The following is a 21,569-nucleotide window of genomic DNA, read 5'->3' on the forward strand; positions in this document are numbered from 1 at the left end:
ACCAGCTCGCGCGGCATCTCGCGCAGGCCGGCGCGCGGGTCGACGTCTACCACGTCCTCCCGCATGACGCCGGCGCAGACGGAAAGAGCGATGTATTCGCCGGGGAGCACCTGCCGAACATCCGCCTCATCCCCGTCGAGCGCGCCCGTCCGGATCGATTTCCCGGGCACTATGTCTGGGAATCGTACCGGTCGTCGGTAGCCGTCTGGGAGGCGCTGAAGAGCCGGCTCGATGTGGATTTCATCTACGCGCAGGGCTTCGCCGGCTGGGAGACGATCCGCCGGAAACGGATGGGCGCACCCGTCCCGCCGATCGGGGTCAATTTCCACGGCTTCGAGATGTGGCAGCGGCCGGCATCGGCCCGGTCGCGGCTCGAGCAGTGGCTGCTGCGCCCCTTCGTAAAATGGAACGTGCGCCACGCCGACGCCACGCTGCTGCTCGGCCGCTCGCTCGAGTCCGTGTTCGCGCGTATGGGCGTCGTCCCCCGCCACCTGGTCGAATCCCCCAACGGCGTGACGCCCGAGTGGCTCACGCCCGACGCCGGCAGGCCCGAAGGCCCCACGCGCTTCGTATTCATCGGCCGCTACGAACGGCGCAAGGGCATCGAGGAACTGCAGGAAGTCATCGCCCGGATGCCGGCTTCGGCCGACTATCATTTCGATTTCATCGGGCCGATCCCGGATGCGCTACGTCTGGATTCGCCGCGCGTGACCTATCACGGGTTGCTGCGCGAGGAAGGGGTCATCCGCGACATCCTGAAACGGGCGGACATCCTCGTTTGCCCCAGTTACGCCGAGGGCATGCCGACCGTCATCCTCGAAGCGATGGCATCCGGCCTCGCCGTGATCGCCACCGATGTCGGGGCCGTGGCCGATCTCGTTTCGCGCGACAACGGCTGGATCATCCCGACCGGCGATGTCGAGGCGCTGCGCGATGCCGTGCTCGACGCCATCGCGTCCCGGCCGGCGATCGCATCCAAACGGCGCGCCAGCCAGGAGCGCATCCGTGCCGCCTATCTCTGGAACACCGTCGCCAGCGACACGCTGCGACGCATCGAGGCTACCCTCTCATGAGTACCGCCCAACTGGATGCGCCGGCCGCTCGGCCGGCGTCCACGCAGGCCCCCCGCATTGCCGTCCTTTTCTCCGAGCTTTCCGGCTACATGCGCGCCTGCCTCGCGGCGCTGCGCGCGCGCCACGGCGCGGAGGTGTTCGTCATCCACTATCCCGTCGCCAGCGAAGCCCCGTTCGCGGAAGATGCGGACGGCTGGGCCGACGCCGCGTGCCCAAAGGGCGAACGCACCGCCGCCGAGCTGTTCAGCTTGGTGGAGGACTTCGACCCCGACGGCATCCTGATGTCCGGCTGGATCGACCGCGACTACCTGCAGGTCGCGCGCGCCTTCCGGCGACGCGGCGTGAAGGTCGTCGCCGGCTCGGACGCGCCGTGGCGCGGCACCTGGCGGCAGCGCGCCGCCACCCTGGCCGCCACGCGGATGCTGCACGCCTCGATCGACATCCTGTGGGTGGCCGGCGAGCGGCAGCGCACCTTCGCGCGCCGGCTCGGCTTCCGCGGCAACCGGTGCCTCAGCGGGTACTACGCATGCGACTGGGCACGCTTTGCCGGAGCCTACGGGCACCGCGACGCGGCCGAGCCGGCGTTTCTTTTTGTCGGCCGCTATCACCCGGTCAAGGGCGTGGACGAACTCGTCGACGCCTACCGGCGCTACCGCACCCTGTCGCCCGATCCCTGGCCCCTCGTGTGCGCCGGCACGGGCCCGCTCCAGACCCGGCTTTCGGGCGTTCCCGGCGTGATCGACCGTGGTTTTGTTCAGCCGGACGACCTGCCCCGGCTGATGGCCTCGGCATCCGCGTTTGTCCTCCCGAGCCGCCACGAGCCCTGGGGCGTGGCGATCCACGAGGCGGCTGCCGCCGGCCTTCCGCTCATCTGCTCCACCGCCTGCGGCGCCACGACGAGCCTGCTGCAGGATGGCTACAACGGCTTCCTCGTCGAAGCCGGCGACGCCGGGCAGCTGGCGGACCGGATGCTTCGCATGGCATCGATGGCGCCGGCGGCGCGCGACGCGATGGGAGCGCGAAGCCACGAGCTGTCCCGCCAGTTCACCCCGGAACGCTGGGCCGACACGCTCCTGTCCGCCCTCGAAACGCACCCTCAGCCGGTAGCCGGAACGCCATGATGCCTCCCCATTCTTCCCAGGTCGACACGCGTCTTTCATGGCGGCATCACGTACGGCGCGGTGTGGTGCTGTTGGTGCTGCTGACCAGCGCCGGCGAACTCGTCGCACGGTACGGACTGGGTCTCGGGGATCCACCCCTGTCCGTCGCCGACCCGCGCATCGAATACCGGTTCAAGCCGGACCAGGATCTATATCGCTTTCACCATCACTTCGCCACCAACGCGTACGGCATGCGATCGGACCCGATCCAAAACCCTAAGGGCCGCAATGAATTACGAATACTTTTCTTCGGTGACTCGGTCGTAAACGGAGGAAGCCTCATCGATCAGTCCGAACTCGCGACGACGCTCGTGCAGGACCGCCTCGCTGGGCAATCGGGCATAGACGTCACGGTGGGCAACGTCTCGGCAGGAAGTTGGGGCCCGGGAAACTGGCTGGCCTGGGCTGAAACGTATGGGTTCTTCGACGCGGATGTGATCGTGCTGGTGATTTCAAGCCATGACGCCCGGGATAATCCCACGTTTGCGCCGCTCGATCCGTCCACACATCCTACCGAGAAACCGGTCCTTGCGCTCTACGAAGCGCTTACCCGGTATGTGCCGCGCTATCTGCCCGGGCTGGCAAAGCCGGCACCGGCCTTAGCCACACCAGGCACGGGGTCCACATCCCCCGACGCCGCCATGCAACATGCACTGACCGACCTGGAGCGTTTTCTCCTCCTGGCCAGCGCACAAACCCGAGCCGTGCTCGTCATCCAGCATCTCGAAATCCAGGAGCTCGATCAGCCGGGGCCTACCGAAGGCTTTGCGCACATCGATGCGCTCTGCAGGAAGCTCGGCATCGCCACCTTCGATTTGCGCGATCCACTTACCGCTGCCCTTAAGGCTGGCGGTCATCCGTATTCCGACAACATACATCTTACGCGGGAAGGACAACGCCTCCTGGCGGATGCCGTGCTCCGGTACTGGCCGGATCTGCACGCCAACGCCGGTGTGCGCGATTAACATCGGGCATTCCGAGCCCCTCCCCTCCTTTTTTTAATCCATGTTGATAAACGACACGATGCCGTTGCGTCCGGCGATGGCCGGCGAGATGACGCGGGCGATCGATCCCGCGCAGGGGGATGAAGTCCGCCTGCTGGTGCCCGAGGCGCTGGTGATGACCGGGGTGATCGCGCTGCTTTATGTCGCGCCTGTAGCAGCCTATCTGGTTTTCGCCGGCATCGCCGGCTATGCGCTGCTCGGCGCTCGCCAGACGATTCAGGCGCTGACGATGCTTTTTCTCGTCTCGAACCTGAACCCGGCCCTCTTCCACCTCCCCCCGAGCGTGGCCTCGCTGCGATGGCTCGTCCTGTTCGGAGCCTTCGGTCGGGTGCTTTGGGACGGGGTGCTGGGCAGAGAAAGATGGCCGGCACACCTGCTCTTCGCGCTCGGGGTATATGCCGCCTCCGTCGCCGTGCTGGCCCTCTCGACCAGCCGAATACCCGTCATTTCCTTTTTCAAGCTGGTTGCCTTCGTATTGGGCACCGTCACCGTCCTTACGTCGCACTATCGCACGGCCGACCACAAAGCCTACTGGCTATCCTGGTACACGACGTTCTTCCTGTGCATCATCGCGGCGAGTCTGCTCGTGTTCCGGTTTCCGGCCGCCTTCTTCGGTAGTGGGGGCGGATTTCGGGGGATCCTCGTGCATCCGCAAACGCTCGGGCCGATCACCGCTCCGATGACGGCATGGATGATCGGACGATACCTGTTTCACGAAACCCGGACGCCCATCGTACTGGTTTCCATCGTTCTCGGCTTGTTGACCATCTATTTCAGCGAAGCGAGAACGGCGCTGGCGATGCTTGCCGGCAGCATCGGCCTTGCCATGATCCTGTCGGTGGTCCGTCGCTGGAACACCCCGAAACGCCGCGTCCGCCGAAAGGCATCTTTTATCCCCCTCGTACTGGGCGTGCTGTTTGCCGGCATGCTGGTCATGAAATGGGATGGCGTCGTCAACCGCGCTACGATGTTCTTCCTCAAATCGGACGAGTCGAGCATCTACGAGGAAGCCGAGTCGTTCCACGTCCGTGCCTCGATGGTGCAGCAGCAATGGGAAAACTTCCTGGCGCACCCGGTCTCGGGCATCGGCTTCGGGATTCCTTCGACGACCGACGCCTGGGTGCGCGTACAGACAGGCTTCCTGGGGATACCGACGAGTTTCACGACCGAGAAAGGGTTTCTGCCGAGCGCCGTACTCGAAGAGACCGGTCTCATCGGGGCCATTTTAGTCCTGGCATTCGGCTTTTCGCTTCTCAGACATCTCTTCAGAAACAATGACTATGCGGTGACGGCCGTCATGCTGTCCTGTTTGCTGGTCAACATCGGGGAGATGGCCTTCTTTTCGTTCGGAGCATACGGTCTTTATTTCTGGCTCCTGATCGCCTTCAGCTACAGCGTCATCGCTCGTCGGTCCTGACCGAACGTACCCGCCCCCTTCCCTCTCACCTCGCAACTGTCATATCCATATGTGCGGCATCGCAGGCATCATCGGCTCCGGCGTTCATAACCCGGCGCAAACCATACAACGCATGACGGACAGCCTGGCCCATCGTGGGCCGGACGACGCCGGCATTTTTGTCGACGACCGTGTCGCGCTGGGACAGCGCCGGCTCAGCATCCTGGACCTTTCCGCCAATGGCCATCAGCCCATGGCGAGCCACGACGACCGGTATCTCATCGTGTTTAACGGCGAGATCTTCAACTACAGGTCGATCCGTGCCCAGCTGGTCGACCGGGGTCATGTCTTCCGATCGGACACCGACACCGAGGTCATCCTCAACGCCTACAGCGAATGGGGGCGCGCCTGCCTCGAACGCTTGAACGGGATGTTCGCGTTCGCGATCTACGACCGGGCGCGCCAGTCGGTGTTTATCGCCCGCGACCGGCTCGGCATCAAGCCGCTGTACGTGGCGCGCACCCGGGAAGGCGCGCTGCTCTTCAGTTCGGAGGTGCGCTCGCTGCTGAAAAGCGGGCTCGTGCCGCCCCGTCTGAACCGGCGGATCCTGCCGCTCTACCTGAAATACCAGACGGTGCCGGCGCCGAGCACCCTCCTCGAGGATGTCGAGATGCTGCTTCCCGGTCACTGGATCGAGGTAACGCCGCACGGCGACGAGACCCAGCCCTACTGGCACCTGCTCGGCAACGCCGACTCCGAGGCCGGCACACACTCCCCGGAGCGCGCGCGGGCCGAAGTGCGGCAGCGGGTGATCGACAGCGTCGAGCGCCGGCTCATCAGCGACGTCCCCCTCGGAGCCTTCCTGTCGGGCGGAATCGACTCCTCGATCATCGTCGGGCTCATGAGCCGCATGAGCAGCGGCCCTGTGCGCACCTTCACCATCGCGTTCGACGATCCGGCGTTTCAGGACGGCATGCACGCCGCCCGGATGGCCAGTCAGTTCAAGACCGACCACACCGAGATCTCGCTGACGTACATGGACATCCTGCAGCAGATCCCCGGCGCCCTCGCGGCGCAGGACCATCCGTCGGGCGACGGCATCAACACCTACATCGTCTCACGGGCCGTGAAGGAAGCCGGCCTGACCGTCGCGCTCTCCGGCCTGGGCGGCGACGAACTGTTCGCCGGATACAGCCTGTTCGGACGGATCGCGCGCCAGCAACGGGCGAAGATCCTCTGGCGCGTCTCCCCGCAACCGCTCCGCTCCGGCATCGCCCATGCGCTGCATGCCGTTTCGCCGTCGATCGCGACCCAGAAGATCGGCGACCTCCTCGTATCCGACGGCAGCCTGCCCCAGGTGTATCCGCTCGGCCGGCAGTGCTTCGCGCCGGCCCAGGCCGCGCGGCTCCTTTCCGAAACAGGCGTCGTCCAGGACCCCTACACCGCCCTGCTCCAGGACAGCTTCCGCGCCGACCACAGCACGCGGCTTTTTTCGCGGATCTCGTTCGCCGAGGCGCGGACCTACATGCACGACGTCCTGCTGCGCGACACCGACCAGATGAGCATGGCCAACGCGCTCGAAGTGCGCGTCCCGTTCCTCGACCACACGCTCGTCGAATACGCCATGGGCCTCTCCGACGAGGTCAAGCGCCCGAACGGGGTGCCCAAACGCCTGCTCGTCGAGGCGTTCTCCGATCTGCTGCCGGCGTCGATCATCAACCGGCCCAAACAAGGCTTCATCATGCCGTTCGACCAGTGGATGAAGGGTCCGCTCAAAACGCTGTGCCTGGACAACCTCGACGTCCTCGCCAACTCGCCGGCATTCCGCGCGCCCGTCATCCATCAATACTGGGATGCCTTCCGCGCCGGAAAAAAAGAGCTCTCGTGGAGCCGGCTGTGGCTGCTCGTCAGCCTCGGCGCCTGGTGCAAGGCCCATCAGGCGGTTTGACCGATACGCGCCATGCACGAACGCTCTCCTTGAGCCTGAAACTGAACACGTCGAACCACACCCCATGCGCATCCTCCACATCATGCCCTCGGTAGCCCGATCATTCGGTGGGCCGACGCAGTCGCTGGTCGGTTATGTCGACGCAGCGCGAGCGGTGGGCCTCTCGACGACCGTCGCCGCGCCGGCCTGCCAGGAGGCGGACCGGGCCTGGCTGGAGGCCCAGCTTCCCGGGACCGACATACAACTCTTCCCCGGCATGGCGAGCGGAACGTTTATGGCGTCGCCGGCGCTCATCGGATGGATGAAAGCACATGCCGGCGCGTTCGACGTGGTGCACGTCCACGGCCTGCTGAACCTCGTGAGCAGCCTCGCGGCGCGAACGGCCGTGTCGATGCGCCGGCCGCTGGTCGTGCGCCCGTTCGGGACGCTCTCCCGCTACACCTTCGCGCACCGTCGCGCCTGGCTGAAGCACGGCTATTTTCGCACGCTGGATCGCCCAAACCTCCGGCGCGCGCGTGGGCTGCATTTCACGACCGGCGAAGAACGCGATGAGGCCGAGTGGCACCGGCTCGGACTGCGCGGGCGCAGCTTCGTGGTGCCGCCGCCGCTGGCGCTGCCGCCCCCCGTCGATGCGGATTCGGGGCTGGATCGGGGGGAGGATGTCGTGTTTCTCTCCCGGCTGCACCCCAAAAAAAACGTCGAGGGGCTGCTGCGCGCCTGGCCCCATGTGCTGGAGCGCGCGCCGGCGGCGCGCCTCACGATCGCCGGCGACGGCGAGCCCGGCTATGTGAGCCAGCTCCACGCCCTCGCCGCCTCGCTCGGGATCGCCGACCGCGTCCACTTCGCCGGCTTCGTGCACGGAGCGGCGAAAACGCGGCTGCTGGACCGCTCCCGGCTCTTCGTTCTCCCTTCATTCCAGGAAAATTTCGGCGTCGCCGTGCTGGAAGCGATCGCGGCGGGGCTTCCCGTCGTCATCGCACCTGCCGTGCAGCTCGCCTCGTTTGTCGAGCGGCACCGGCTCGGCCGCGTCGTCGACCCGGAGCCGGCGGGGCTCGCCGGCGCCATCGCGGAGACCCTGGCAGACCGCGCATCCCAGGCGCGCTGCCGGCAGGAGGGCCCGCGCCTCGTAGCCGACACCTTTTCGCCCGAGGCCGTCGGGCAACAACTCCTCACGATGTATGAAAACGTACTCGATCCCCGACACGCTTGACCCCGTCGTCGCGACGCCGGCGGCGCCCCGATCGACCCGCCTTGCCACGGCGCTCGACATGCCGTGGCTCCTCCGCACCGAACTGCGCCGGCTCGCGGCGCTGCCGTTCATCCGCGCCGGCTTCGCCTGGCACGGCCTCGCGTGGGGCGACCGGTGGCGCATCCTCGGCATGCCGGTCATTCAGCGGCACCGCGGCAGCCGCATCGAGCTGGGCGCCGGCCTGGTGCTCCGCTGCTGGCCGCGGACCAACCCGCTGATGCCGCACCACCCGGTCGTCCTCTCGACCCGCTCGGCCGGCGCGCGCATCCGGATCGGAGACGACTGCGGGCTGACGGGCACCACGCTCGTCGCCGAGGAACGCATCGACATCGGCCACCGCGTGCTGATCGGGGCGAACACGACGATCGTCGACACCGACTTCCACCCGATCACACCCGAAGGTCGGCTCCAGGATCTGTCCAACGGCAAACACCGGCCCGTCGTCATCCATGACGACGTCTTCATCGGGATGAACTGCCTCATTCTCAAGGGCGTGACCATCGGCGCCGGCAGCGTCGTAGGCGCCGGCAGCGTCGTCAGCCGCGACGTCCCGCCGCGGACGCTCGTCGCCGGCAACCCGGCCACCGTCATCCGTCGCCTCGCATAGCCCCGTCGCCGCCTCGATCCGGGCGGTCCGACCGCCCCGTTCAGATGCACCAGCTGATCTTTCGCACGATCGCTTCAGGTCTTCCGATGGCAAACATCCTGCATCTTGTATCCCGTAGCCATACTCCTCTTTCACGTGCGTAACATCCGTTACCCGTTCCGATGCGCGATTCCATGACCCTGCTCTTCGTCAACCAGCATTACTACCCCGATGTCGCTGCGACCGGCCAGAAGCTGACCGACCTCGCCGAATACCTCGCGGCGCGCGGCCACGCGGTGCATATCCTGTGCAGCCGCGGCAAGTACCTGGCCGGCGCGCTGGACGCGCCCGCCCGCGAGACGCGCAACGGCGTGCACATCCGCCGCACCGGCCGGACGAGCCATGGTCGGTCCACGCACCTCCGCCGCCTCCTCGACTACGCCGGCTTCTACGCCCGGGTGCTGCTGCACCTGCTGTTCGGACGACGGTATGACCGCGTGATCCTGCTCACGACGCCGCCGCTGCTCGGCGTCGCCGGGGGGCTGGCGAGGCGGCTGCGGGGCCAGGAGTACGCCATCTGGTCGATGGACCTCCACCCCGACGCCGAGGAGGCCCTCGGGATGGCGCCGGCGGGCCACCCCGTCACCCGCCTGCTCCATGCGCTGAACGATTTCGGCTACCGCAACGCCGCCTTCGTCGCCGCGCTCGGGCCGTTCATGCGCGCCCGGATTCTGGCCCGAGGGGTCGCGCCGGAGCGCGTGGCCATCCTCCCGATGTGGGATCGCAAGGAAGCCATCTATCCGGTGCCGCCGGACGAAAACCCGCTTTTCGACCGCTTCGATCTGCGCGACCGCTGCGTGGTGATGTACTCCGGCAACGCCGGCCTCGCGCACCGGTTCGACGAGGTCCTGGAGGCCATGCTGGCCCTCCGCGATCACCCCGACCTGTATTTCCTGTTCGCCGGCGACGGCCCCCGCAAGCAGGACATCATCGCCTTCGCGGAGCGGCATCGCATCCGGAATTTCAGCTATGTGGACTACGTGCCGCGCGAAGCGCTCGTCTACTCCCTCAACCTCGCGGATGTCCATCTGCTGACGCTCCGGCGCGAAATGGCCGGGATCGCGGTCCCCTGCAAGCTCTACGGTAGCATGGCGGCGGGCAAACCCACCCTCATGGTGGGCCCCGAAGCTTCCGAGCCCGCACAGGCGATCCTCGACGCCGGCGCCGGCATCGTGATCGATCCCGACCGGGCGGGAGGTCGCACCGTGGACGAACTCATCCAGGCCCTTCTGGCGCTGGCCGAGCGGAATGACCTGCGCACGGCATACGGGTTGCGCGGACGCGAGGCCTTTCTCGCCGCCTTTGAAATGGACGTGGTCTGCGAGGCCTGGGCGCGATGCCTCGAGGGGCGCGTTCCGGCGCCCGAAACCGCCGTGACCGCGGCTTGAAACTCTCCGCGGCGGACGTTCTCCGGCGCCCGATTAACCCCGGCCGCTTTCAGCCGATACTAACGGTGCCTTTTATCCCCGTTCTCATCCGCCTCGCCTGCCGGCGCACCTCGCACGCATGATCCACGCACGTCGTATCCTGTTCGCAACGGTAGGTTTGATCGCCTGGTGCGCCGCGCCGGTGAGTGCGCAGCTGCCGCAGTCGCAAAACTACCAGGTGGTGCTGCGCAATTACCTGGCGTCTTTCACCGAAGCCGACTTTGCGCTCGATCTGCAGCCTGTCGGCTACGACGACGCCTACTTCGCCAGCCTCGATGACCTGCACCGCATGTGGATCCTGATGGAGGACCGCGGTCGCAAGATGCCCGCGAATACTGGTCTGCGCGTGGCCCCGGCCCTCTTCACCCTGGCCTCGATCGAACGATCCGGCGCGGTGTACATGCAGGTCGGCCGGAACAGCAATTTTTTCGATCCGATCGACGCCGCCTGGTGGGTGACGTGGGACTATCCCGGAAACCCGTATTACCTGAATCAGGCCGGCATCAACCGCGTCATCGCCGCTTCGGCCGTCGACCTCATCATGACCGCCAACAACCTCGCGACGTCCACCGCAAATCGGCGGAGCGATTACATCGGCGGCTACATCACGCGGCTCGCGTATGCCTACTACCGGATCAAACCCTATCTGCCGGCCGATGTGCGCACCGCCTACGAGGAAGGGCTCCGGCTGATCTTCAACGAACTCATCGTCCACTATCCCTCCGGCTCCGGAGGGGCGGACATGGAGACGTTCCAGCTCGTCGGCATGTGGTACGCTGCCGAGGCGATCGACGACGACGTCATGCGCGACCAGGCGCTGCGGCAGGCCCGGTTCGTGCTGGAGGCGATCATGAAAGGCGACGGCCATTTCCATCAACACGGAAAGGACGGCATCGACCTCTCGTACGAGGGCATCGCGCAGCGTTTCATGTCGTGGGCGGCCCTGCTCTACCGCGACGCCACGATTTCCGGCTTCCTCGACAAGTCGGCCCGGCTCAAGGCCTATCAGACCCTGCCGGAACCGGAAGGACGCTTCAACAGCCCTTCCCACTTCAACACCGGCACGATCTGGGGATCCGCCACGGACCAGTGGTTCACCTACCACCGCGATCATGCGGTGGCGATGACGACGGACGAAGCGAAATACCTGGTATGGACCGGGCGCGCGCTGGGTTCGACCTACACCCAGGGGTTGCCGGACGAGAACCAGATGCGATCCGACATCGCGCTGGCGATCTCGCAGCGCAACGCGGATGCCGACGGCGCCCAGGGGTGGGCATGGAACGCGCCATCGGCGGCCACGCCGGCGGTGTGGGCCCCCCAGCACTGGCTCAACGGCATCGTCGAGTCGGCCGACTACTACCCCCCGGGCTTCTACGAGGAGCTGGCCGGCCTGGCCGCAACCGACAGCCCGCTGATGCGGCCGCCGATGCTGCGCGACACGCCGTTCATCGAGACATTCGGCGACGACTTCGTGATCGCGCGCTTTCCCGGCTATGGGGCGATCATCCATACCGGCACGACGGTGGCCGCCTGGGCGACCGGCATTCCCGGACTCTCCGGCGGCGCGCTCTCGGCCTTCTGGACGCCCGACGGCGGCTCGGCAATCCTGGGACGGTCGCGCGGTGCGCAGAATACGATCAACGACCAGTGGACCGGCGATCGGGGATGGCAGACCTGGGCCGTCCACGCGATATCGGGCACCAGCGAGAGCGGACTGCCGTTCAGCACAGCCCGCAACCGTTTCCCTACTGTGACGCGAACCGTAGACGGCACGACCGGCGCGGTCGTCGTGGTGAACGGCGCCATCGGCGCCCACGATCAGGGCCGCAGCGCCCCCGACGGGGCCATCGCCGGGCAGGTCAGCTACACGCGGACGTTCACCCTGTCGCCCGCCGGGCTGACGGTCACCTCGTCGCTCGCCTCCGACGGCACGGACCGCGTGAGCGCCCTGTGGGAGATGCTTCCGCTCTACCTGGGCGACGTGAACCAGACCGAAGGCGACGCCCGGATCGAATCCCGCGTCGGCAACGCCTGGGTGGCGACCTCGACGACGACGCAGACCGGCGTGACGGCGCTTCGGACGGTCCGCTACGGTCAATCCGTTCAGATTACGTTCGACACCCCGCGGCGCGTCCGGCTCGCGCCGACGGTGTGGACGTCTACGGCCATCGGATCGCGCATCCAGAATGTGATGATCGATCTGCTCGACAGCCCGGGCCTTTCCGCCCCCATGCCGGCCCAGACGTCCGTAACCTATACCATCGCGCCGGCTTCCGACACCGTCCCCGGCGACGCGAGCGGCAACGGCATCGTGAGCGCGCTCGACGCGGCGCTCGTGCTGGAGCATGTCGCCGGCCAGCGTATCCTCACGGGAGCGAGTTTTATCGCCGCCGACGTCACCGGCAACGGCCTCGTCACCCCCCTCGACGCCTCCTATATCCTGCAACGCGTGGTGGGTCTGATCGACTGCCTGCCGATCGACCTCTTGTGCCAGGCCGGCGGGAAGCGCTGAGCACACCGACATTTCTCAAAACGCCGACACGGCGAAGACCCTCGATAGCGAATACCCGGTCGCATCGGCCCATGCGCCGTTCTGATAGCGAGATCGCGCGTGCGTTCTCCTGCACGTCATATCCCCGAAGGCACCTCCTGGCCTTCACACGTATCCCAAAACCATGAAACGCGCAAAAGAGAACATGATTCTGATCCGCCTGATGGGTGGACTGGGGAATCAGCTATTCCAGTATGCGACGGCGCGCGCCCTTGCCGTCAAAAACGATGCGTCGCTAAAAGTCGATTTGACCCTGCTGAAGAATCGGGATGGCAACGAGCACACGGTTTACCGCGATTTCGAGCTGGATGCCTTCGATGTCAGGGTGGCTTTTGCTTCCGAAGAAGAGATCGATTACTTCAATCCGACACCAGGAAATCTTGCCGAACGCGTCGTGAATAAAGCAAAACGCCTGCTGCTTCCCTCGCGGGTTTACATCCAGAATGGCACTGATTATGACGAACGCGTTTCTACCCTTGCCGCACCCGTTTGCCTGATCGGATCGCTCCAGAGCGAACGCTACTTCAAATCGATCGAACCGCTCTTGCGAAGCGAATTGGTCTTCCGAACACGGCTCCATGAAAACGCAAAACCCGTCGCACAGCAGATCGCCCATTCCGAGGCCGTCGCCGTCCATGTTCGCCGGGGCGACTACGTGACCAATCCGATCTATACGGAACTCCTCGGCACCAAGGGCCCGGATTATTATCGGCAGGCGTTCGATCGCATGGAATCCATGGTCGAGAACCCGCACTACTTCATCTTTTCGGATGACATACCCTGGTGCGTCGACCACATACGACCGGAAAAACCGACTACCTATGTAGGCGCCCCGTTTACCGGGGGAGATCCTGTCCAGGATCTTATGCTGATGACGCGATGCAAGCACTTCATCATCCCGAACAGCACCTTTAGCTGGTGGGGCGCCTGGCTCGGAAGCCATCCAGACAAAAAGGTGATGGCGCCCAAAAAATGGTCAAATAACGGCGAAGCGGACTCTGCCGACAGGCTGCCTCCCGAGTGGATGCTCATCTGAGCATGTGACGTGGCGCATTTCAGCGAAGCGCGATAGGGATGCAGGATGGGGTTGCTTCGAGCACCCGATCCGCAATCGTCCGGCCATTTCTGAACACTTCAATCCATTCTTAACACCCCATTCTTGAGCAGCCATGCACATCGGCTATTTCACGCACTCGCCGGTCAGGATCAGCGAGACCTTCATCCACGACCTCGTCCATGCCCTCAACGAACGCGCCGAGCGGCTCACGTTTTTCAGCGGGGCGTCGTCCGGCTGCCAGCTACCCGGTATCCGCGTTTTCGAGACGGGCTACTTCGACCGCTTCGAGACGCATAGCCACCGCCTGCACCAGATCGGGCAGGCGTTTCGCCGGCAGGGCGACCTCCTCCGTTTCCGCTACGCGCAGGCCGGCGCCGCGCGGGTCATCCGCACGTACGCCGAGGAGCTCACCTCCATCGACGCCGCGTTTGTCGAATACGGCACCTCGGCGGCGCTCCTCGCCCCAACGCTGCGATCCTTCAGCATCCCCTACGTCGTCCAGGTGCACGCGTTCGACGTCACGACCGCCTTCTCGAGCGCGCACTACAAGGCCGCATTTCTTGAAGCGGCCCGCCATGCAACGGCCGTCACGGTGGTGTCCGATCACATCCGTCGCATCCTGATCCTGGCCGGCGTCGCGCCGGAAACGATCCATACCGTCCGGCTCGGCATCCGCAGCGAGGGCATCGAACCCCTCGACTGGGAGGCACGCCGCCGCCGGCCCCCTACGCTGGTGCATCTCGGGCGCCTCACCGAAAAGAAGCACCCGATCGCGCTGCTCCATGCCTTCGACCTCGTCCGCCGGGAGGTCCCGGAGGCCCGGCTCGCCCTGATCGGCGACGGCCCGCTGCGGGGGGAGGTGGAGCGCCGCATGGACGCGCTCGGACTGCGCGACGCCGTCACGATGTACGGCGCCGTCGGACGCGAGGTCTCCTTCCCGGTGCTGAATAGCAGCTGGGTCTTTGCCCAACACAGCGTTACATCCATGACGGGCGACCAGGAAGGATTTCCCGTCAGTCCGGCAGAAGCCGCCCTGCATGCGCTGCCCGTGGTGGCGACGGCGCATAGCGGTTTGACCGAAAATGTGGTGGATGGAGAAACCGGCTTTCTGGTCCAGGAGCACAACTTCGAGGCGATGGGAGCCCGCATCGCGCACCTCATGAAACACCCGGAAGAGGCCGAGCGGATGGGCCGGGCCGGTCGCGAGCGCATCCTGGCGATGTGCCGGCCGGAGCGCCACGCCAGCCAGATCCTGGAACTGCTCGAACGGGCCGCCGGCACGCGGGCCGGGGCGACCAAAACTGGAGCACCGCTTGCTCTAACGAGCCTGTAGCATCGCAAAGGCCGGCCGGCGTCTTCAGACCGCGCCAAAAGCCGCAAAAAAGGGCCTTTGCGATGAAGCTCGAGGCCATGTTGATTCGGAAACTCTTTCCCGGACCGGAAAACATTACCCTGCTTTACAGTCGGGTTGTTGCCCGGGGAGAATCGGTCCTATCGATCGCCAACACGCTTTTCTACGTCCCCTGAACGCGACGCCGTCAGCCCCTGTCGCGCTCGGATCTCGCACGACGCCCCCCCTTGCCGTCGTCGAGGTGAGACAACGATCCACTTCTTCAACAGACGCCCGGACGATGCGCTCCATCGACCCGGGACAGGAACGAGTATGAGTACCATCGCCTTGCTCACAGGCTTCTCGCTGGCATTTCTCTCCGCGCTGATCCTTACGCCGGTCATGTCCCGGCTGGCCCTGCGGCTCAAATGGGTGGATGTGCCCGACGGCAAGCGGACCATGCACCGCCGGCCCACGCCCCGCGCCGGCGGCGTCGCCATCTTCGTCGCCTTCATGATGGGCATCGCGTATTTCCAGATGCTCCGGTCCGATCTCCTGGCCACGTTCGGCTTCGAACTGTACATCCCGTCGATCCCTTTTCTTCTCGGCGCCTTCGCCATGGCGCTCACTGGCCTGTATGACGACGCCTACGGCCTGGGCTTCAAGAAGAAGTTTTTCTTCCAGCTGCTGGTGGGCTACCTCATGTTTGTGGCCGGCTTCCGGGTGCAGGTCACCAGCATCCCGTTGCTCGGCGACGACCCCTACATCCAGGCCTCGCTGGCGCTGCCGCTCACGCTGCTCTGGTACCTGGCCGTCATCAACGCCGTCAACCTGATCGACGGCCTCGACGGGCTCGCCGGCGGCATCACGCTCATCGCGTTCGGGAGCCTCGCGCTGGTGTTCAGCGCGCTCGGCGACCTGCGGTTTCTGCCGATCGCGCTGGTCGTCGCGGGCAGCATCGCCGGCTTTCTGGTGCACAACTTCAGCCCGGCCACCATCTTCATGGGCGATAGCGGGAGCCTCTTCCTCGGCTTCATGCTCGCCACCTACACGCTCACCGGCACGAGCCACACGAACCCGATCATGGCGCTGATCATCCCGATCATGGCCGTCGGTTTCCCGCTGCTCGACACGTCGGTGGCGTTCATCCGGCGGATACTCAAGGGGCAGTCGCCCTTCGCGCCTGACAAGGACCACATCCATCACCGGCTCATCGAGAAGTTCAAGATGTCGGTGCCGGGCGCGGTGATGCTCCTTTATGTGCTGAACGCCACGCTGGGCCTGATGGCCATCATGCTCGTGATCGTCGACGCCCGGTATTTCGCGGTCATCGTCGGGGTGGCGGCGCTGATGCTCGGGGTGCTGCTGCACAAGCTGGGTTATCTGCGCGTCCGCCAGGGGGCGCGGCTGCTGAAGCAACTCATCAAAACCAAGCTCGGGAGACAGGTGCCGCGCGGACAGTGGGAAAACGGCGAGGAAAAACCGCGCCTGGAGACCGACGATTCGTGGCGGACGGACCCGATGTTCTGGCGCAAGCCGATCGTGCTCCCGCGCGACGTCGCGCGCCCGCCGCAACAGACCGCGCCGAAAAAAGCGTTGTCGGAGGACTGATTATGGAAGCATACGACCCGGCAACCCAGGTTGCCGCTCCGGCTCCGCCCGACACGCGGGCGTCGCGGCCAACGGACCTGATCGCGCTGGAGCTCCTCCTGCGCAGCGTCCGCCCCGTGACGGATGCCGAGAACGACGACGCCATCGACGGCATCCTGGCCTCCGGGTATGTCGATTGGGACCGCGTCGGCCGCCTCGCCCGCGCCCATGGCGTCCTGCCGCTGCTGTACCGCACGCTGCGCACCCGCGAGCAGCGCCTCGTTCCGGAAGCACAGCTCGCGGCGCTCCAGCAGGATTTCCATCGGATGTCGATGCTGGTGCACTTGCAGACCTCGGCGCTGTGCCGGCTGCTCGACGCGCTCGATGAACGCAACATATCCTCGTTGATTCTCAAGGGGATCCCCCTGGGCCGACTCGCCTACGGCAACCCGATCTGGCGCAAGCCGGGCGACATCGACCTCCTCATTCAGCCGCAGGCCTATCCGGTCGTCTGCGAGGTGCTGAACGCGATGGGATTGCGTGCGGAATTGACGGGCGAGGAGGCGGACCAGGAGCTGCGCTGGAAAAAACAGATGACGTTTCGCGGCGAGCCGAGCGATGTCGACGTGCACCTCTCGCTCGAACAGTCGTCTTTCCTGCGCATCGCCTACTCCTCCGGCGTGGACGACCAGCAGTTCTGGGCCCGCAGCCGGTGGGTCTCCGTGGGCGACCGGGACGTACGCGCGCTGGGTCCGGAAGACCTCTTCTGTTTCCTGTGCATCCATAGCGCCAAACACGCCTGGTACCTGCTGTTCATGACGCTCGACCTGGCCGCGTACGTCGCGAACAACCCGATCGACTGGAATCGGGTCTCGGAGCTGGCCAGGACGCTGCGCGCGGAGCGGTTCGTCGCGATCAGCCTGCTGCTCGCGCATCGCCTGTGCGGGCTGGAGCTGCCGGCTCCCTGGGCCGGCCTCGTCGACGACCGCAACCTCGGCGCGCTGGTGGACCGCATCGCCGGCCGGATGTTCGACGACCGCGCCCCCAACCATCCGATCGCCTTTCATCTCCTCCAGGCGCGCATCCTCCCGGGCGCGATCGAAAAAGGGCGCTACCTCGTGAACGTCTGCATCGAACACGTGCGGCGGAAACGCCGCGCCGACGCCTGAAGCCGCCCCGCATCCCGACACCTAGCCATGTCAATTCCATGATCACACCGCACGACACCATCGCGGCCGCACCCGATCTCATGATGGCCGACCTCGAAGGCGAAGCCGTCCTCCTCAGCGCCCAGACGGGCCGGTACTACGGGCTCAACGACGTAGGGTGCCGCATCTGGACCCTCATCGCCGAGCCGACCCCCGTGGCCGAGCTGGTCGCCATCCTGCAGGGCGAATACGACGTCGACCCCGACGAACTCGAACGCGACATCCTGCGCTTCATCGACGAGATGGCCGGGCGGCAGCTCATCCGCGTAACCGTCGATGCCTGATCGCCGGCATATCGTGTGGAAGGAGCGCCGGCTGCTCCTCGGCGTGAGCGTCCTGCTCCTGACGCTCCGCCTGACGCTGGCCGTGCTCCCCTACCGCGCCGCGCGGCGTCTGTTCGATCGCCCCGCGCGGGCGGGCCGGCGGGCGCCATCGGAAACGTACCGCCGGCGCGTCGTCTGGGCCGTGCATGCCGTCGGCCGGCGCGTGCTGGGCGACAAGCCCTGCCTGCCCGAGGCGATGGCGGTGCAGTGGATCCTGCGCCGGCATGGCGACGAGACGACCCTGCGCATCGGTGTACGGCGCGACGACGCCGGCGCGTTGCTCGCGCACGCCTGGCTGGAACGCGAAGGCCAGATTCTCATCGGCGGGACGCTCGCTCCCGCCCAGTACCAACGACTCGAAACGCGACACGCAGCATGAGCGGAATCATCGGCATACACCGGATGAACGGACGCCCCGTCCGCGGCGAAGATCTCGACGCCATGATGGCGCCCCTGGCGCATCGCGGCCCCGACGGCCGCGGGGTGTGGCACGACGACCACGCCGGCCTGGGCCATCTGGCGCTGAACGCCACGCTGGAGTCGGTCTTCCAGCGCCTCCCCATGACCGACGCCGCCGGCACGCTGCACCTGACGGCGGATGCCCGGATCGACAACCGGGACGAGCTGATCGCGGCGCTCGGCATCGCGCACCGGCCCGTCACCGATGCCGCGCTGATCCTCGCGGCCTACGAGCGCTGGGGCGACCGGTGCCCCGAACGGCTCATCGGCGCGTACGCCTTTGCCGTGTGGGACAGCCGCCGGCGCCGCCTCTTCTGCGCCCGCGACCATTACGGCCTCAAACCCTTCTTCTACAGCTTCATCCCGGGCCGGCTCTTCGCCTTCGGCTCCGAAGCCAAGGCGCTCCTCGCGCTCGACGAAGTGCCCCGCGAACTGGACGAGGCGACCGTGGCGGAGCACCTCTGCGCGCCGGTCCAGAGCGACGCGTCGGGCACCTTCTACCGGCACATCCGGCGCCTCACGCCCGGGACGTTTCTCGTCGTGGAAGACGGCCGGATTCGCCACGAACGCTACTGGCAGCTCGACCCGACGCACGAGTTGCGCCTCGGGTCGGATGGCGAATATGCCGAGGCGCTCCGCGCCCTGTTCATCGAGGCCGTCCGCTGCCGGACGCGCAGCGCGCTCCCGGTGGGCGCGATGCTCAGCGGCGGCATCGACTCGTCGTCCATCGCCTCCGTCGCCGCCCCGCAGGCGGCCGACGAGGGCGGCACGCTCCGCACGTATTCCGCCGTCTTCGACATCGCGACGGCCAGCGACGAGCGCGCCTTCATCCAGCCCGTGCTCGACCGGTACCGCGGCCAGATGACACCGTTTTTCATGGCGGCCGACGGGTACAGTCCGCTTCACGAGAGCGACCGCATGATGCGGCACCAGGACAGCCCCGTCGAGGCCGGCAATTTCTACATCAACTGGACGCTGCACCAGCAGGCGCGTGCCGACGGCTGCGGGGTAATCCTGGAGGGATTCGACGGCGACACGACGCTGTCGCACGGCGTGGGGTATCTCCACGAACTCGCCACCCGCCAGCAATGGTATACCCTGTACCGCGAGATCAAGGCGCAGACCGGCCGGGCCGGCCAGCCGTGGCAGCAGGTCATGTGGCGGTGGGTAAAACGATACAAGATCGAGCCCGGCTTGCAGACGTCGGCCGGACTGCGTTTGGCCCGGCATGTAAAAAACAGGCTGCCGCTTCGCCGGCAGACGCTGCCCGCGCCGGAGGCCGCGACGCTCTCGTGGCGAACGATCCTTTCGCCCGATTTTTTGTCGCGCATCGAGCAACACCTCGCGCCTTCGCTGCCGATACCTGAGACAGAGCGGGAGGACCATTATCGCCAGATCATGCGGCCGCTGATGAACCGGACGGTCGAACTGCTCGAAGCCTCGGCCTCCGCCGCCGGCCTCGAGCTGCGGCTCCCCTTCTGCGATCGCCGGCTCCTCGAATTCTGCCTCTCGCTCCCCCCGAACCAGAAACGCCGCATGGGCTGGAATCGCTACGCGATGCGCCAGGCCATGCAGGGGATCCTGCCCCCGGAAGTGCAGTGGCGCGAGTCGAAAGGCGACCTCGGCCACGCGTTCAACCGCGGCCTGCTCGTGCATGCTGGCGAGCCGCTGCACCAGGCCATCGACCAGGACCTGGGCGGCGTGGGCCGCTTCGTCGACCTCGGCGTCCTGCAGGCGCAGTATCCCCGGCTCGACCCGCCCCGCGCCGGTCAGCCAACACATTTTCACTGGCGGGCCCTCTCGCTCGCCCTCTGGCTCAACGAACATGGGTTCTAGCCGACGAAAATGCCGGCATTCCACGCGAAGGCCGGCAGAATCACACACAACACACACACAAAACCGATAAACCAATGAAAGCCTCTCAGAAGCGCTCGTACAAGATGCCGGTGGTGGTGGACTACGGCAACGTGGTCGACCTCACCAAGCAGGGTAACGTCCAGAACTCGGACGTGCCGAACGGCAACTCGCCGTCCGCTTACCCTCCGATGAGCTGATGCCCGGCAGCGCATGGGCGTTGACGGACGGCTCGCCTTAACCGGCTGACGCCGCCGGCCTCCGCCCGAAGCTGCCACCGCCCCCCGGTTTTGCGATCCGGAAGGCGGGTGTGCGCTTGCCTGCAAGCGCGCGCCCGCCGCCGATCATGAATCCAACTTTTTGATTGCCCCATGCATCAGCCCATGCATCATTACGCGGCATTCGGCCTCCACATCGCCTCGGAACTCGAACTCGGCGATCTGCCGGCCGGACCGGAAGCCGCCGATACGACCGTCCGCTTCGGCGCCATCGCGCCGCGGACCGACACGCTGCCCCTCTGCGAGCAGCGGCGCGTGGCCGTCGACGACGGGGCCGTCACGATCTACTGGGACGGCTTCGGCGCCGTCCGCATCGCCGGCGGCACCGACATCGTCATCGACCGCGCCCCCGGCATCGACGAGGGCTTCTACCGGCAGGTCGTCCAGAACATGGCCGTCGGTGTGGCCCTGCATCAGCGCGGCACCCTGACGCTGCACGGCAGCGCCGTCGCGCTGGCCGGCGGCGCGGTAGGCTTCGTGGGATGGAAAGGCGCCGGCAAGTCCACGGCCACGTCCGCCCTCTTCGCACGCGGCTATCCGCTCGTCACCGACGATGTGATGGCGATCGACACCGCACCCGCGACGCCGCGCGTCATGCCCGGGGTCCCGAGCATGAAGCTCTGGCCGGAGTCCGTGCAGGCGGCGCTCGACGAGGACCCCGCGACGCTGCCGGCGCTGTTCGCGACCACCGAAAAACGAATCCGGGATGTCGCGGATCGTTTCGTCACCTCCCCCCGGCCGCTGCGCCGCATCTATGTCCTCGAATACGGCGGCGACGCGCCGGCCATCCAGCCGCTCGCGCCCGCCGAGGCGCTCATCGCCCTCGTCAGCCAGTCGTACGCCCTGCGCTTCCTCGGCAACCGGGGTGCGGACGGCACCCACTTCCGGCACTGCCAGCGCCTCGCCAGCCAGGGCCTCGTCGCCCGGCTCACGCGCCCCCGCAACCTGAACCTCCTCGACGCGATGGCGGACGCCATCGAAGACGATCTGGCGCGCGCGATCGCGCCCTGACC

At 66.4% G+C, this 21,569-nt stretch carries 18 protein-coding genes; all 18 read left to right on the forward strand.

Annotated elements, in window-relative coordinates; all coding sequences use genetic code 11:
* Positions 1 to 1,073, forward strand: a 1,073-nt coding sequence (locus tag R2834_12025) for a glycosyltransferase family 4 protein (GenBank protein MEZ4701053.1), incomplete at its 5' end; no start/stop codon positions are given.
* Positions 1,070 to 2,194, forward strand: coding sequence for a glycosyltransferase family 4 protein (locus R2834_12030; GenBank protein ID MEZ4701054.1), 1,125 nt, complete (start codon positions 1,070 to 1,072; stop codon positions 2,192 to 2,194). The genes R2834_12025 and R2834_12030, both read left to right, overlap by 4 nt.
* A complete protein-coding gene (locus R2834_12035; protein MEZ4701055.1) occupies positions 2,191 to 3,198 on the forward strand; it encodes a hypothetical protein in 1,008 nt (335 codons plus the stop codon). The genes R2834_12030 and R2834_12035 overlap by 4 nt, the downstream gene beginning before the upstream one ends.
* 40 nt (positions 3,199 to 3,238) lie before the next feature.
* On the forward strand, positions 3,239 to 4,654 hold the full coding sequence (locus tag R2834_12040; protein ID MEZ4701056.1) for an O-antigen ligase family protein: 1,416 nt from the start codon (positions 3,239 to 3,241) through the stop codon (positions 4,652 to 4,654).
* A 49-nt stretch (positions 4,655 to 4,703) separates the two neighbouring features.
* Positions 4,704 to 6,581, forward strand: coding sequence for an asparagine synthase (glutamine-hydrolyzing) (asnB, locus tag R2834_12045; GenBank protein ID MEZ4701057.1), 1,878 nt, complete (start codon positions 4,704 to 4,706; stop codon positions 6,579 to 6,581).
* A 64-nt stretch (positions 6,582 to 6,645) separates the two neighbouring features.
* Complete coding sequence (locus tag R2834_12050) at positions 6,646 to 7,791, forward strand: glycosyltransferase (GenBank protein MEZ4701058.1); 1,146 nt, start codon at positions 6,646 to 6,648, stop codon at positions 7,789 to 7,791.
* Complete coding sequence (locus R2834_12055; protein MEZ4701059.1) at positions 7,760 to 8,437, forward strand: acyltransferase; 678 nt, start codon at positions 7,760 to 7,762, stop codon at positions 8,435 to 8,437. The genes R2834_12050 and R2834_12055 overlap by 32 nt, the downstream gene beginning before the upstream one ends.
* A gap of 161 nt (positions 8,438 to 8,598) precedes the next feature.
* On the forward strand, positions 8,599 to 9,864 hold the full coding sequence (locus R2834_12060) for a glycosyltransferase family 4 protein (protein MEZ4701060.1): 1,266 nt from the start codon (positions 8,599 to 8,601) through the stop codon (positions 9,862 to 9,864).
* Positions 9,865 to 9,982: 118 nt separating this feature from the next.
* Positions 9,983 to 12,418: a dockerin type I repeat-containing protein gene (locus R2834_12065; GenBank protein MEZ4701061.1), complete on the forward strand. Its 2,436-nt coding sequence runs from the start codon at positions 9,983 to 9,985 to the stop codon at positions 12,416 to 12,418.
* Between the two features lie 163 nt (positions 12,419 to 12,581).
* Positions 12,582 to 13,493 (forward strand): alpha-1,2-fucosyltransferase, encoded by a 912-nt coding sequence (locus R2834_12070; protein MEZ4701062.1) that lies wholly within the window; start codon positions 12,582 to 12,584, stop codon positions 13,491 to 13,493.
* Positions 13,494 to 13,626: 133 nt separating this feature from the next.
* Positions 13,627 to 14,847, forward strand: a complete 1,221-nt coding sequence (locus R2834_12075; GenBank protein ID MEZ4701063.1) for a glycosyltransferase family 4 protein — start codon at positions 13,627 to 13,629, stop codon at positions 14,845 to 14,847.
* A gap of 330 nt (positions 14,848 to 15,177) precedes the next feature.
* Positions 15,178 to 16,455: an MraY family glycosyltransferase gene (locus R2834_12080; GenBank protein ID MEZ4701064.1), complete on the forward strand. Its 1,278-nt coding sequence runs from the start codon at positions 15,178 to 15,180 to the stop codon at positions 16,453 to 16,455.
* Between the two features lie 2 nt (positions 16,456 to 16,457).
* Entirely contained in the window at positions 16,458 to 17,603 is a 1,146-nt protein-coding gene (locus R2834_12085; protein MEZ4701065.1) for a nucleotidyltransferase family protein, read from the forward strand.
* 38 nt (positions 17,604 to 17,641) lie between these two features.
* On the forward strand, positions 17,642 to 17,926 hold the full coding sequence (locus R2834_12090; GenBank protein ID MEZ4701066.1) for a PqqD family peptide modification chaperone: 285 nt from the start codon (positions 17,642 to 17,644) through the stop codon (positions 17,924 to 17,926).
* Positions 17,919 to 18,344, forward strand: a complete 426-nt coding sequence (locus tag R2834_12095; protein MEZ4701067.1) for a lasso peptide biosynthesis B2 protein — start codon at positions 17,919 to 17,921, stop codon at positions 18,342 to 18,344. The genes R2834_12090 and R2834_12095 overlap by 8 nt, the downstream gene beginning before the upstream one ends.
* Entirely contained in the window at positions 18,341 to 20,260 is a 1,920-nt protein-coding gene (locus R2834_12100; GenBank protein ID MEZ4701068.1) for a lasso peptide isopeptide bond-forming cyclase, read from the forward strand. Before R2834_12095 ends, R2834_12100 begins: the two co-directional genes overlap by 4 nt.
* Before the next feature lie 74 nt (positions 20,261 to 20,334).
* Positions 20,335 to 20,478, forward strand: coding sequence for a hypothetical protein (locus R2834_12105; protein MEZ4701069.1), 144 nt, complete (start codon positions 20,335 to 20,337; stop codon positions 20,476 to 20,478).
* A 171-nt stretch (positions 20,479 to 20,649) separates the two neighbouring features.
* Positions 20,650 to 21,567, forward strand: a complete 918-nt coding sequence (locus R2834_12110; GenBank protein ID MEZ4701070.1) for a hypothetical protein — start codon at positions 20,650 to 20,652, stop codon at positions 21,565 to 21,567.
* Positions 21,568 to 21,569 lie beyond the last annotated feature (2 nt).

This window comes from Rhodothermales bacterium (genome assembly GCA_041391505.1).
Classification (GTDB): Bacteria; Bacteroidota; Rhodothermia; order Rhodothermales; family JAHQVL01; genus JAWKNW01.